The 14,009-nt window shown below is 64.2% G+C and carries 12 protein-coding genes; 5 read left to right on the top strand and 7 right to left on the bottom strand.

The window, feature by feature from the left end; translation table 11 throughout:
• The first annotated feature begins 727 nt into the window (after nt 1–727).
• On the top strand, nt 728–1,969 hold the full coding sequence (locus B3873_RS19145; RefSeq protein WP_034331744.1) for an MFS transporter: 1,242 nt from the start codon (nt 728–730) through the stop codon (nt 1,967–1,969).
• Nucleotides 1,966–2,802, top strand: a complete 837-nt coding sequence (locus tag B3873_RS19140) for an amidohydrolase family protein (protein WP_286868255.1) — start codon at nt 1,966–1,968, stop codon at nt 2,800–2,802. Before B3873_RS19145 ends, B3873_RS19140 begins: the two co-directional genes overlap by 4 nt.
• A 122-nt stretch (nt 2,803–2,924) precedes the next feature.
• Here the strand turns inward: B3873_RS19140 and B3873_RS19135 are convergent, their stop codons facing one another.
• Entirely contained in the window at nt 2,925–3,563 is a 639-nt protein-coding gene (locus B3873_RS19135; protein ID WP_209569505.1) for a cysteine hydrolase family protein, read from the bottom strand.
• Between the two features lie 229 nt (nt 3,564–3,792).
• Between B3873_RS19135 and B3873_RS19130 the strand changes: the two genes are divergently transcribed.
• The gene (locus B3873_RS19130) at nt 3,793–5,463 is read left to right on the top strand and encodes a phosphoethanolamine transferase (RefSeq protein WP_286868250.1); all 1,671 of its coding nucleotides are present in this window, start codon (nt 3,793–3,795) and stop codon (nt 5,461–5,463) included.
• Between the two features lie 34 nt (nt 5,464–5,497).
• Here B3873_RS19130 and B3873_RS19125 read toward each other — a convergent pair whose 3' ends face one another.
• Nucleotides 5,498–5,953 (bottom strand): SRPBCC family protein, encoded by a 456-nt coding sequence (locus tag B3873_RS19125; RefSeq protein ID WP_286868248.1) that lies wholly within the window; start codon nt 5,951–5,953, stop codon nt 5,498–5,500.
• Between the two features lie 119 nt (nt 5,954–6,072).
• Nucleotides 6,073–6,459 carry a VOC family protein gene (locus tag B3873_RS19120; protein WP_286868245.1) on the bottom strand — a complete coding sequence of 129 codons (387 nt, stop codon included), beginning with the start codon at nt 6,457–6,459 and terminating at the stop codon, nt 6,073–6,075.
• 148 nt (nt 6,460–6,607) lie between these two features.
• Between B3873_RS19120 and B3873_RS19115 the strand changes: the two genes are divergently transcribed.
• Complete coding sequence (locus B3873_RS19115) at nt 6,608–7,894, top strand: NAD(P)/FAD-dependent oxidoreductase (protein WP_286868242.1); 1,287 nt, start codon at nt 6,608–6,610, stop codon at nt 7,892–7,894.
• A 9-nt stretch (nt 7,895–7,903) separates the two neighbouring features.
• On the opposite strand, the gene B3873_RS19110 is transcribed toward B3873_RS19115, so the two are convergent.
• The 4 genes from B3873_RS19110 to B3873_RS19095 are packed head-to-tail and all read right to left on the bottom strand — an operon-like array spanning nt 7,904 to nt 13,480.
• The gene (locus B3873_RS19110) at nt 7,904–8,434 is read right to left on the bottom strand and encodes a cysteine hydrolase family protein (protein ID WP_286868239.1); all 531 of its coding nucleotides are present in this window, start codon (nt 8,432–8,434) and stop codon (nt 7,904–7,906) included.
• A gap of 58 nt (nt 8,435–8,492) precedes the next feature.
• Entirely contained in the window at nt 8,493–9,710 is a 1,218-nt protein-coding gene (locus tag B3873_RS19105; RefSeq protein ID WP_276840679.1) for a porin, read from the bottom strand.
• A gap of 55 nt (nt 9,711–9,765) precedes the next feature.
• Nucleotides 9,766–12,177 (bottom strand): glycoside hydrolase family 31 protein, encoded by a 2,412-nt coding sequence (locus B3873_RS19100; RefSeq protein WP_286868236.1) that lies wholly within the window; start codon nt 12,175–12,177, stop codon nt 9,766–9,768.
• A gap of 16 nt (nt 12,178–12,193) precedes the next feature.
• Nucleotides 12,194–13,480, bottom strand: a complete 1,287-nt coding sequence (locus tag B3873_RS19095) for an MFS transporter (protein WP_209534012.1) — start codon at nt 13,478–13,480, stop codon at nt 12,194–12,196.
• Nucleotides 13,481–13,756: 276 nt separating this feature from the next.
• Here B3873_RS19095 and B3873_RS19090 point away from each other — a divergent pair, with 276 nt between their 5' ends.
• The gene (locus B3873_RS19090) at nt 13,757–13,936 is read left to right on the top strand and encodes a hypothetical protein (RefSeq protein WP_034331740.1); all 180 of its coding nucleotides are present in this window, start codon (nt 13,757–13,759) and stop codon (nt 13,934–13,936) included.
• Nucleotides 13,937–14,009: the final 73 nt, after the last annotated feature.

Raw genomic sequence — 14,009 nt, 5'->3', positions numbered from 1 at the left:
GTCAGATTTCAATGCAATTCAACAATGCAGGACGATAGTCGGAGTATACCGCCACGTCTCCCGCCCCCATTTAAAACATATAGATTAGCGTGGGCATCATGTATCGCATGATGAGCGGATATGCATTGATTACTCGAAGAGATTACGTCGAAGTTCAATCGTCTCGAATTAATGATGAGCCCTTAAATTGACGAAATCAATTGTGGGTGAGCGAGGCCGCGAGAGGCACTTGCTTTTGCGTCGAATAGAGCACTTGAAGAATACCAGGGAACTGGGAGTGCTGGATCGTTACGGATCCGATGTAACGACGGGTCGTATTGCGTGATATCTCCGGCTGGTGAGAGATATCCCTGACCGAGCTGCGATTGCAGATATACCAGTGCCGAATAACTCCGCTAGGGCCACGGTTATCCGACCGTTCGCCCGCTCGTTTTGATGAGTAGGATTGGGTGACTTTCGACACTCAGTCACAATTCCTCTTAATTAGTGCCAAATTTTGATGAAATTTTCTCTTAACTCTGAGGAATACCACAAATTTCAGGAGGATTGTTGAGTCACCCCGGCTGTGTTATCTTCCGTTAACTCATATAGATGACTATATGAGTAGTCCACTAAATATATCAATCAGCTACGCGCCACCATCGTGCTTGCATCACGTTCCGGCACCGCCCTGGCGGCCGGACGGGGAAGCCCGAGGTAGCGCGCCTTCGGCATAGAGGAAGAGACAATGTTTTCATGGTATCGGCAGGTCACTGCCAAGGAACGCAAGACTTTCTGGGCCTGCTTCAGCGGGTGGGCACTGGATGCGCTGGACGTGCAGATGTTCAGCCTGGCCATCCCCGCGCTGATCGCGGCCTTCTCGCTCTCCAAAGCGGACGCCGGCATGATCAGCGGTGCCACGCTGGTGGCCTCGGCCATCGGCGGCTGGTTCGCCGGCGCCCTGTCGGACCGCTACGGGCGCGTCAAGACCCTGCAGATCACCATCATCTGGTTTTCCTTCTTCACTTTCCTGAGCGCCTTCGCCCAAAGCTATCCGCAGCTGCTGGTGCTCAAAGCCCTGCAGGGCTTCGGTTTCGGCGGTGAATGGGCGGCCGGTGCGGTGCTGATGGCCGAGACCATCCGCGCCGAACATCGCGGCCGCGCCATGGGCACCGTGCAGAGCGCCTGGGCCGTGGGCTGGGGCGGTGCGGTGCTGCTGTTCTCGGTGCTGTTCACGATGCTGCCGCAGGAAATGGCCTGGCGCGTGATGTTCGTCATCGGCCTGCTGCCCGCGTTGCTGGTGGTCTACGTGCGCCGTTCGGTGTCCGAGACCGATGCCTTCCTGGCCGGCCGCAAGGCTGCCACCAGCAAGCCTGCGGCCAGTACGCTGCTGGGCATCTTCCGTCCCGACGTGCTGCGCCTGACCCTCATCGGCAGTCTGCTCGGCGTGGGCGCACACGGTGGCTACTATGCGCTGATGACCTGGCTGCCGACTTATCTGAAAACCGAGAAGCACCTGTCGGTACTGTCTACCGGCGGTTATCTGGCCGTCATCATCATCGCCTTCTGGTGTGGCTGCATCGCCAGTGCGCAATTGCTGGACCGCATCGGCCGCCGCCGTACCGTGGCGTCGTTCGCACTGTGCTGCGTGGCGACCGTGCTGTGCTACATCTTCCTGCCGCTGACCGATACCCAGATGCTGATCTGCGGCTTCCCGCTGGGCTTCTTCGCTGCCGGCATCCCGGCCAGTCTCGGCGCGCTCTTCAATGAGCTGTATCCGAGCGGCATTCGCGGCACCGGCGTGGGCTTCTGCTACAACTTCGGACGCGTGGCCTCGGCCGGCTTCCCGGTACTGGTCGGGCACATGAGCGACTCCATGCCGCTGGGCCAGGCCATCGGCATCGATGCCGCCATCGCCTATTCGCTGGTGGTGATCGCCGTGCTGATGCTGCCCGAGACCAAGGGACGCCAGATGGAAACCGGCGCATGAGCAAGACCGCCACCGTGACCGCGCCCGCACTGCGCATCGATACCCACGCGCACGTCTTTGCGCGCGGCCTGCCGATGGCCGACGTGCGCCGTTACACGCCGGCTTACGACGTGACCGTCGAGGAGTACCTGGCGCGGCTGGATGCGCATGGCATGAGTCATGGCGTGCTGGTGCAGCCCAGCTTCCTGGGCTGCGACAACAGCTACCTGTTGCAGGCCATCGCTCGCGCTCCGCAGCGCCTGCGCGGCATCGTCATGGTTGATGCCGATATCGACGACACGGCTTTGCAGGCCTTGCAGCAGGGCGGCGTGGTCGGTGTGCGCTTCAACCTGGTGGGCGGCGCGCCGCTGCCGGATTTCAGCGGCGCGTGGCGCGACACGCTCACGCGCATTGCGGCACTGGGCTGGCAGGTAGAGATTCATCGTGAGGCCGCAGATTTGCCACGGGTGCTGGAACCCTTGCTGGCACTGGGATTGAAGGTCGTGGTCGATCACTTCGGGCGGGTCGACGCGGCACTGGGCGTGGATGACCCGGGTTTCCGCTACCTGCTCTCCACCGGTCCTTCGCGCCAGGTGTGGGTCAAATTGTCGGCGCAGTATCGCAATGGCGGCAGCGAGGGCGGTGCCCGTTTCGCTGGCCAGGCCTGGCCGCTGCTGCGCCAGCACTTCGGACCGGATCGCCTGCTGTGGGGCAGCGACTGGCCGCACACCCAGCATGAGAGCATGACCAGCTATGCCGACAGCTGGCGGCGTTTTGAAAGTCTGGTGAGTGACGAGACCGATCGCCGTTGCATCACCGGCGAGACGGCGGCGCAACTGTTCCAGTTCGCCTGAGCCTGTGCCACGCGCACAGGAAAGCAGATAATCCCTCCGGGGATTGATGCATGGCCTGCATCAGATCCCCGCATTGATGCATTCGCTGCACTTGTTGCGCAGCCGATGATGTCACCTCCGCCTCACTCGATCCAGCTCAGCTGCGTCAGCTTGACACGTTCGCCGAGGCGCGGCGCATTGACCAGGTGCCATGCCGTGTATTGCTCGGCATAGGCCGTGTCGGAGGCCATCAGGTCCACCGGCACCACCACGTCAAAACCACGGAAGGCTGCGCTGGCCGCCGTATGCAGCACCGCGCCGTGGGCCGCCGCACCGATGCAGATGACGGTCTTGATGCCTTTCTCGCGCAGCAACTTTTCCAGCTCGGTATTGATGAACTTGTCCGGGCCCGACTTGAACAGCGGCTCACCGCCCTGCATGGCCGCTTCGGGCCAGATGTCGGCCGGCGTGCTGTTGCCGCCCAGGGTATGGATCACAGGGACCTTTTTCTCGCGTGCCATGGCCAGCAGCCTGGCCACGCGCGGCAACATTGCCACGCAGCGCGGTCGGCTGTCCGGATGGCAGGTCTGGCGCGCGATGTCGAGCACCAGCACGGCGGTGGTGGCCGGGTCGATGACCACGTGCGACAGCGCCGGTGCGGCCGGTGCCTTCACCGTCGACCATTCGTCATAGACGCCCTGGGCTGCCGCCGGGGCGGAGACTGCAAGGCTGGCCGACAGGCCGATGAGGGCGGCCAGGATGGCGTGAGAGAAGAGTCGCATGGTGTTCCTTTCAGAAGCAGGGGCCCGGGGAGTCGGTATTGTTGGTCATTTTCCTGCGCGGTGCCATACTTGGCCCGCCGCGCGGAAACAAATTATCGCCGAGCTTGTCCTATCGCGCAGGCCGGACAAAGCGTCCGCGCCGCCGGAGACAAGCCGCCAGGGAAGCGGCGCCCCGGACAATATTTCTTCAGAACAAAATTTTGCCGGGCGGGGCGGCGGAAAGACAGCATTGGAAAAACTGGTCAAGCGACTTGGTTTGGGCCTCATCGGCCTGGTTTTCTTCTGGGCACTGGATCGCATCAGCGCCAACGAACTGGCCAAGAGCAGCGTGCTCATGGCCACCGCCTTGCCGGGCATCGCCGGCCTGTTCCTGGTACTGCCGTGGTGGCGCGAACGGCCACACTGGTTCTCGCGCGCGGCGCTGGTGATCATCGGCGTATTCTTCCTGGATGCCGCCATCAAGGGTTTCCTGCGCGACTACTTCGGCCTGCGCCCCAATCCCATCCTGGTGCTGCAAGCCATCTTCAATACCAACCCGGCCGAGAGCAGCGAGTTCTTCCGTCACAATGGCCGCGACCTGGCCGAGGCGCTGGGCCTGCTGTTGCTGGCGTGGACCGGACTGTGGCTGGGCGAGCGCTGGCTGCGCCGGCGCGAGCAGGGACAGCCCGCCGCACCCTGGCGCTGGCGCGGGCGGGCTGCCGTCGGCTGCTTGCTGGCGGTGTTCGTGGCCCTGCATTTCAATCCCACCATGGCCAAGGAAAATCCGCTGCTGTTCTGGCCCATCCGTTATCTCGACTATCGCGAGCAACTGGCCCAGGCCGCCAGCATGGAAGCGGATGTGGCGCGCAACATGGCGCATCGCTCCGACTGGCAGGTGCGTTATGCAGGACCGGAGCGCAACACCGTGGTGTGGATCATCGGCGAGAGTCTCAATCGCGCCAACATGTCGCTGTATGGCTATGAGCGCCATACCTCGCCGACGCTGGAAGCGATGCGCAAGGAGCTCATCGTGTTCCGCGACGTGGTCTCGTCGGAACCCGCCACGATGGCCTCGCTGATGAAGATGCTCACGCCGGCCGACCTCAACGATCCGCAGGCCTGGAACCGCAAGCCGGACGTGCTGATGCTGGCGCGCGAGGCAGGATTCCGGATTCACTGGCTGTCCAACCAGCCGCCCAATGATGGCTGGCTGGGCCTGGTCTCGCGCCGGGCCGACGAGCAGGTGTTCATCAACAAGGGGGCCGGGCGCGGCGAAAACAATTTCGACGGCAACCTGCTGCCGGCGCTGGACACTGCCTTGCACGACCCGTCCCCGAAGAAGCTGATCGTGGTGCACCTGCTGGGCGCGCATCCTACCTATGACATGCGCTACCCCAGCCAGTACGCACGCTTCGATACCGTACGCGATGGCGTGACCGAAAAGCTGGAAGACGCCGACCGTTCAGCGTGGATACGCCAGCTGCGCAATGAGTACGACAACGCCATGGCCTACAACGACTACGTGGTCGGCAGCATGCTGAAGCTCACCATGAACACGGCACGGCAGGACCATGCCAGCCTGCTCTTCAGTTCCGACCATGCGCAGGAAGTGGGCCACACGCGCAATCACGCCGGCCAGTCGGTGAGCGACGCCACCGGCTATGAAATCCCGATGCTGGCATGGACCCGCTCCTTCACCGGCAAGAGCCCGGAGGACAAGGCGCAGCTCGAATACCGGCCCTACCAGACCGACCAGCTGGAGCACACCATCATGGGACTCCTGGGCGTGCAGTCACGCTACTACGACGCGCGCCACGACATCCTCAGCGAACAGTTCGGCAGCGGCAATTTCCATCAGCAGCGGCGCATCAATGGCCAGCCTTATCTGCCGCGCACGGTGACCTACAATCAGGCCGACTGAGCGCCTCAGCATGGCACCACGGGTACCAGGCGCATCAAGTGCCGTCGGCAATCTCGGGATCGACCAGTTGCGCCAGCAGTTGCAATGATTCCTGCCAGCCCGCATAGCAAAATTCCAGCGGAATGGAAGGAGGGACGCCCTGCTGCACGATGGTGAGCTCGCTGCCGACCAGGCAGGGTGCGATGCTGATGGTGACCTTCATCTCGCCCGGCAGGGCGGGATCGTCGAACTGGTCGGTATAGACGATCTTTTCATTGGGGACCAGTTCGACATACGTGCCACCAAAGGCATGCGCATGCCCGGTGCTGAAGTTTGTGAATGACATCTTGTGGGAGCCGCCCACGCGCGCATCCATGTGGTGGACCTTCCCGGTGAAGCCGTGGGGAGGCAGCCACTTCACCATTGCATCCGGATCGAGGAAGGCGCGATAGATACGTTCCGGCTTGGCGCGCAGGACGCGGTAAAGTTTGACGGTATGCGGCTGGCTCATCGATCCTCTCCTCTCAGGTGCGCCCGAACGGGCGGATTTGACGTGCAGGAACAGGCGCAGCCTCCGCTGCCGGCGCGCTGAAGTCAAGCGCGACAGCAGGGGTGCCGTGCGCAATCCGCTCAGGCCGGACAGTGGCAGACCACCTCGATGTTGTGCCCATCCGGATCGAGGATGAAGGCTCCGTAGTAATGCGGATGGTAATGCGCGCGAATGCCCGGCGCACCATTGTCGCGGCCGCCTGCGGCCAGGGCCGCCGCGTAGAAGGCATCCACCGGCGCACGGGTCTCGGCGCGGAAGGCCACGTGCACGGACGGTGTGTTTGGGGTGCCGCGGCTGATCCAGAAATCCGGCTTGCCCTGTTCGCCAAAGCCGGCCACGTCGGTATGGCCGGTGACCGCGGCGGGGACTTCCATCACCAGCGTGTAGCCGATGGCGGCCAGCGCGGCCTGGTAGAACGCTCGGCTCTTCTCGAAATCACTGACGATGACACCGGTGTGGTCGATCATGCTCTGTCTCCTCGTGATGGAAATGTTGGGTAGGGCGGCACGTGCGTGGGGATCTTAGGGCGTGGGGGGCCTCGCAGTCAATCGCCAGGGCGTGCCACAGGATGACGCCAGTTCTCGTATCATGCTGCTTTGCATCGCACATCCCGCCATGTCCACTTCCTCCGCCATCGCCTTTCCCCGCCATGCCGTGATCATCGGCACCGGTGCCGTCGGTCTCATGACTGCCATCCACGCACTGGACCTGGGCTTGCAGGTGACCCTGCTGGATTTCAACGCGGCGGGCAGCGAGGAGGCGTCCAGCTATGGCAATGCCGGCTGGCTGTCCTCGCATTCGGTGATCCCGCCGGTGGAGCCGGGGATGTGGAAGAAAGTCCCCGGCTATCTGATGGATCCGCTCGGTCCCCTGTCGATCCGCTGGCGCTACCTGCCGCGCCTGACGCCCTGGCTGCTGCGCAACCTTGCCAGCGCGCGCCGTGATCGCATCCGCACCACCGCACGCGCCTTGCGCACGCTGGTGGCCGATGCCCGCCGCCTGCATCTGGAGGTGGCGCAGCGCGCCGGTGTGGCGCACCTGATCGATACCTCGGGGGTGCTGCACGTCTATCGTTCGCGCCGGCATTTCGACAATGACGCGTTCGGCTGGGGTGTGCGCCGCGAGCTGGGCATCGAATGGCAGGAAGTGGAGGGTGCGGCCTTGCGGGAACGCGAACCGGATCTGGATCCGGCCTTCGGCTTTGCAGTACAGGTCGACGAGGCCGGTCATTGCCGCAATCCTGCGGCTTATCTGCAGGCCTTGCAGGCGCATGCCCTGGCACGCGGTGCAAGCCGTGTCGAGGGCCGGGCCACGGGTTTCCGCGTGGAGCAGGGACGTTTGAAGGCCGTGCTGACCGAGCAGGGCGAGATCGCCTGCGATGCCGCCGTCATCTGCGCCGGTGCACGCTCAAAGGCGCTGGCGGCTGCCGCTGGCGATCAGGTGCAGCTGGAGAGCGAGCGCGGCTATCACGCCGTCATTGGCGGGCACGACCAGGAGGCGCGCGCGCGCACGCCGATGATGGTGTCTGAATTCAAGGTCATTGCGACCCAGATGGAAACCGGCTTGCGCATTGCCGGCCAGGTGGAGTTTGCCTCCTTCGAGGCGGCACCGGACTGGCGGCGCGGCGAGATCATGCGCGACATCGCCCTGAAACTCTTCCCCGGCCTGCCGCGCACGCTGCCGGCGGAGGACGTGAAATACTGGCTGGGCCGCCGCCCCAGCACGCCCGACGGCATGCCCTGCATCGGCCCGGCCAGCGCCAGTGCCGACATCATCCATGCTTATGGCCACGGCCACATCGGCCTGGGTTGCTCGGCACGCACTGGGCGCATCGCTGCGCAGTTGCTGGCGGGGGAGGTGCCGGAAATCGATCTGGCGCCCTTCAGTCCGCAGCGCTTCTGAGGGCCGGCCTCAGAAAGCGATATCGCCGGCCGCCGTGATGGTGGTGCGCACGCCATACGCCCCCAGATTGGCCAGCGTGGCCTGATGATGGGCCACCACCTGATCCACCGGCAACACGCCGTTCGGTGCGGTGGTGTGCGCCCCTGCCGCCAGCGTTACCGGAAAGCCCAGCGCCAGTGCGCGTCGCACGGTGGATTCCACGCAGAACTCGGTCTGCATGCCGCAGATCACCAGGCGGGTCACGCCGCGTTCACGCAGCAGCGATTCCAGTGCCGTCTGGTGGAAGGCGTCCGATCCGCGCTTGCGCAGGTAAAGATCCTCGGCCTGATGATGCAGCCCGTCCGCAAGTTGCCATCCGGTACTGTCGTGCTGCAAGCTGCCGCTGTCTTCGTGCTGCACGAAGATCACCGGCACGCCTGCCGCACGTGCATGGGCCGAGAGCAGGTTGATGCTGGCAATCGTGGTCTCGCCGTTGGCGACGGCTTCAGGGCCGGTACACAGGGCTTGCTGGACGTCGATGATGAGCAGGGCAGTGGTCATGGCAGGGGGTGTAGTTCAAATAATCGGCCATGGTAACCCATGCCCCGCAGCCCGCAGATCAGAACGAATGCCGGAGCCCCAGCATCGCGACGAATTGGCCCTGGCCGCTGGAAGGCGTACCGTTCTGCGAGTCACCCACGGCGGCCACCGCATCGACGATGCTGCTGCCCGCGCTGCCAGCGCGCAGGGTCTGGCCGCTGGCGCGCTGGTAGGCCTGGATCGCATACAGCGCGGTGCGCTTGGAGAGGGCATAGACCTCCTCCAGCGAGAGCTGGTTGTACTTGGCCGGTGACGAAATCCCGTTACGTGCCTTCTCGGCCGTGTAGCTGTAGCCAGCGGCCAGGGTCAGCGCGGCGTTGACGTTGTAGCTGCTGATCAGGCCCACGGTGTTGAAGCTGGCCGTCTGCGCGAAGGCCGACAGGGCACCGGGTTTGTACTGCACGTTGGAATAGTTCAGGCCCAGCATCAGGTCGCCCCAGGTGTAGCGTGCTGCCGTAGCCAGCAGCTGGGTGCTGTCGGCCGAGGCATAGCCGGCGTTGATGGGGGAGTTGTTGGCGAAGCTGCCCACGTTGCCGAAGCTGCCGGCGGTGTTGCCGTTGGCCAGGTTCTTGAGACGGGTATAGCCCGCGCTCCAGGAGAAGGCCTGGTAGTCGTAGCGCAGCGCGGCACTGACACTGCTGCCGCTGGCGGCGCTCCCGGCCTGTTCGCCCATGCCGTACTGGATGCCAGCCTGCAGGCCGCCCAGCGTGGGCAGCGTGTAGAGCACCGAATTGTTCATGCGCAGCGTGGTATCGAGCGCATCGATATCGCCCGGATGCGCGCCGGTGGCACCGGTCAGCACACCGGTCGGGCCCAGCCCGCCCACGTACTGGAAGTAGGGCGTGTACTGGCGGCCGACCGTGATCTGGCCCCAGTCCCGGCTGGCCAGGCCGACATAGGACTGGCGGTTGAACAGCACCCCGCTGCTGGACATGGCACCGGTATCGGCATTGAAGCCATTTTCCAGGCGGAACAGCGCGCTGGTGCCGCCGCCCAGGTCTTCGCTCCCCATCACTCCCAGCTTGCTGGCGTTGAGCGCGCCGGAGTTCATGTAGGTGTTGGAGGCACCGCCCTGGTTGCTGCTGTAGGCCAGGCCCAGGTCGACCGTGCCATACAGCGTCACCGCCGATTGCGCCGCGGCCGGCATGGAGGTAGCTGCGCCCAGCAGGGCGGCGCACAGGTACAGGGGTTGCAAGGATCGCTTGGCGGAGGAATCAGGGGTTTTGCGCGTTTTCATTCATGTCTCCTGTTGTTGGCGTGGGTGTTGTGCTTGTGGTTGCGGGTCGGCCTGCTTAAGACTTCATTTCCAGTTGCAGGCAGCGCCAGCCGTGACGACTGGTCTCGCTGACGATGCGGGCGTGCGGCGTAAGGACGCTGCGGCCGTCGTCCGCCGGTAGCCAGATTTCCACCGTGTGGCGGGTCACCGGCATCTGGCCTTCCTGCGTCACCTGCAGCGTGATGCTGTGTGCATCGCTGCGCGCGCGCACCTGCCAGCGTCCCTGCTGGCCTTCGCGCCAGGCCTGGCTGTGGCCGTCGTCCTCGACGCAGCCGCCGCTGGCTTCGCCTTCGCCGGCCACGGGAACGACCAGGAAGGCGCGCGCATCGGCGGCTTGGCCGAAGTGCTGCTCGGCCACGTTCATGGCAATCACCCCACCCCTGCGGATGAGCATCACCGGCTGATCCCAGGGGGCCGGCAGGCGGATGCGCTGGCCCCCCGCGAAGCGTTCGCCGCTCCAGTACGAGACCCAGTCGGTACCGGCCGGCAGATAAACCTCGCGCTCGGTTTGCCCGGCCTCGACCACGGGCGCCACCAGCAGGTCGGTGCCCAGCAGCATGTCGTCGGATTCTTCATAGCAGCGGCGATCCTGCGGGAACTGCGCGAAGGTCGGGCGCAGCACCGGCTGGTACGCCTGGGTGGACTGCCACAACAGTTCATACAGGTAGGGAATGAAGCGGTAGCGCAGCTTGATGAGCGCGGCGATCTGGGCGGTGGCCTCGGGATACATCCACGGTTCGTTGACGGTCTTGTCGTCGTTCCAGGAATGGATGGAGAAACGCGGCATGAACACGCCGAAGGCCACCCAGCGCACCAGCAGTTCCGGCTCCGGCGCGGGACCGGCGAAGCCGCCGATGTCGTGGCCGATATTGGACACGCCCGACAGCGCCAGGCCCAATCCCATCTTGATGTTGTAGCGCAGGGTTTCCCAGGAAGTGTAGTTGTCGCCCGACCAGGTCTGCACGTAGCGCTGCATGCCGGCGCCGCCCGAGCGCGACACCAGGAAGGGCCGCTGCCGTGGCGCGGCTTCCAGCTGCGCCTGCTGCGAGGTGCGCATCATCAGCATGGTCTGCAGCACCTTGGCCTGCTGCACCGGATAGCGGGCCCCGAAGCCATGGGCCAGGGCATCGGGCGTCCAGACCTCGAATTCGTTGTTGTCGTTCCAGGTCGCGCTGATGCCGTAGTCCAGCAGGGCGGACTTGACGTTGGCTTTCCACCATTGCTGGGTGTCCGGGTTGGTGAAGTCGAGGTAGGCCCCGACCTCATCCCAGAACTGCACCCAGGCCGGCTGGCCCTGGCTGTCGTTGATCAGCAGTCCGGCCTCGCGCGCCTGCTCGAACTGCGGATGGTCGCGCAGCAGACAGGGTTTGATGTTGGCGCACAGGTGCACGCCGGCGTCCAGGTAGCTCTGCACGAAGCCCTTGGCATCGGGGAATTTGTCGTTGTTCCAGTGGAATACGTAACGCTTGGGACCAATCGAGGTATAGCCCGAGGACAGGTGGAAGGAATCGCACAGGATGTCGTGCTCGCGGCACTGGTCGATGAATTGCCCCATCTGCGCCTGGGCATCGGGCGCATCGGTATAGCTCATGGTGGAACCGGAATAGCCCAGCCCCCATTTGGGCATCCAGGCGGGGCGGCCGGTCAGCCAGGTGAAGCGGCGGGTAGCCGCCAGCGGCGTCTCGGGCGAGGCGATGAAGTAGTAATCGAGATCGCCATGGGGGGCAACGAAGTAGCGATACAGGCCGTGGTAGTTGTCCAGCTCCCGCCCCATGTCGAAGCGGCAGTCGGAAAGGGTGTCGTAGAACAGCCCGAAGCCGCTGGCCGCCTGCGCATTCCAGGTGATGTAGAAGGGGATGTGCTTGTAGAGCGGGTCGGTGTGCCGGGCGCTGTAGCCCATGGCGTCGATGTTGCGCATCTCGTAGGACTGCCCGGCGCGGTTCATGTCACCGGCGCGCTCGCCCAGGCCGAAGTACAGCTCATCGGGCTGGCGCTTGAGGTAGTGATAGACCTGCTGGTCCCAGTAACCGAAGTTGTAGGCTTGCGTGGGACGGTCCGCCAGTACCGGCTGCCATTGGCCCTGGCGCTGCATTTCCCATTGGCAGAAGCCCCCCTCCAGCGTTACCGTCAGCCGGATCAATGCCGTCTCGACCTGCAGCCGGCCAGCTTCGTTGCGCAAGACGAAGTCGGGCAGGCTGAAGCCGCTCAGGTCACGCCGGTCGCGGCCGTGTGGCGGCGTGTCTTCGGCACCGGGGGCAATGGCCCAGGAGGCTGGGCCACGCAGCTGTCCCTGCGGCAGTACCAGGACGCGGAGGATATCCTCTTCGAGGACGAACAGTTCGATCGCTTCGCCCGTGTCGGCGCTCAGGCGCAGATGGTTGCCGTTACGGGACTGCAGCGCGAAGCGCGGGGGGATGAGCATGGACATGATGAAACCCTTGCGGTTAGACAGTGCGAGGCGGCGTGCGGGCGGCGCGCTCGTCGTTGGATTGACCACGGATGAGGATGATGAGCAGCACCGCGCCGATCAGGTCGAAGGCCCCCAGCATGCCGAACAACGGACCATAGCCCACCGTATCGGCCAGCGCACCCACCAGCAGCGAGAAGCCGAGGCCGCCGATCCAGGCAGACATGCCGGCAAAGCCGCTGGCCGTGCCGACTTCCTCGGGATCGAACACGTCCGCCGACAAGGTATTGACCAGTCCGGAAATCATCTGGTGCGCGAAGCCGCCCACGCAGAACAGCGCGATGGCGGTATAGGGCGAGGCTACCAGGCCGACGCAGGCGGGGCCGATCATCATGACCGCGCCCAGCACCACGCCAGAGACCCGCGACCAGATCAGCGGCACCTTGAAGCGGTTCATCAGCAAGGGCGACAGGTAGCCGCCAGCCAGTCCGCCCAGGTCGGCCGCCAGGAAGGGCAGCCAGGCGAACATGGCGATGGACTTCAGGTCCAGGTGGCGCTCGTTGACGAAGTACAGGGGAATCCAGAAACTGAAGGTCTGCCAGGCCGGTTCAGCAAAGAAGCGCGCCAGGGCGATGGCCCAGAAGCGCCGCGAAGTCACCACATCCTTGACCGGGCGCTTGCCGCGGACCGCACCGACCGGGCGCTGCTGGCCGCCGACGATGGTGTTGCGTTCCGTCTCGGACAGGGCTGCATGGTCGCGCGGGGAGCGGTAGAAGGCGAACCACAGTGCGGCCCAGGCAAAGCCGAGCACGCCGGTCACCACGAAGGCCGACTGCCAGCCATAGCGCAGTTGCAGGAAGATCACCAGCGGCGGTGCCAGCATCGCCCCCAGCGAGGTGCCCGAGTTGAACCAGCCCACGGCGACCGATTTTTCCTTGTCGGGGAACCACTCGGCCACCGCCTTCATCCCCGAGGGAATGGCGGCTGCCTCGGTCAAGCCCATGAGCGCGCGCAGTCCGGCCAGTGAGAGCCAGCCGGTGGCCCCGGCGTGCAGCACGCCGGCAATCGACCACAGCACGCCGAACAGGGCAAAACCGATACGCAGCCCGATCAGGTCCACCACGAAGCCGCAAACCGGCTGCATGATCGTATAACCGACCTGGAAGGCTGCCACGACGTAAGAGTATTGCTGGGTGCTCATCCCCAGTTCTTCCTTGAGCGTGGGCGCAAGCACGCCCAGGGAATTGCGAGCCAGATAGTTGGTGATGGTGCCCAGACAAACAAGCACGATGATCCACCAACGCAAGCCTTTGATCGTCTTCAAGCGATGTCTCCTGATAGGAATGTAAATTGCCGAGAAATTTTTTCGGAGAGATCCGAATCCAGTCCCACGACATTTGGTAGCGCTACCAATTTTATTTTCGCTGATGGTAGCGGTACCAATTTTTGCTGTCAATGTTTCTTTCCTGACAGATGCAAGAGTGGTGTTGCCGGAGAGATATTGCTCGCCAGTCACTGCGGCAATTTGTCCCATTTCATCGGCCCGGGGGCTTGGCTACAATGAAGGCTCCCGAGTTATTCCATTTTTGTACCTATTCCCATGACAGCCCTGTTTGACCGCGTCGAAGGCTTCCTGCGCAAGGCATCCGGACTGCACATCCTGCTGGCCCTGCTGCTGGTGTGCGGCCTGCTGTGCTGGGCCGTGTGGGTATGGGCCACCGGCGAGGGCCGCACGCCTTTCGGCATGCTGGACTTCTGCATCACGCCGCCTGCGAAGTAAGCCTCCTATCGCTGGCATGCGCATGACCCCAGCCAGTTTCCCCGCGATCCTGCACACCCGGCCTGAAGCGCCC

This window comes from Herbaspirillum sp. UBA812, assembly GCF_002296545.1.
In the GTDB taxonomy this organism is placed as follows: Bacteria; Pseudomonadota; Gammaproteobacteria; order Burkholderiales; family Burkholderiaceae_D; genus Herbaspirillum; species Herbaspirillum huttiense.
Note: the sequence above shows the minus strand (reverse complement) of the source record. Positions and strands in the feature narration are given on the sequence as shown.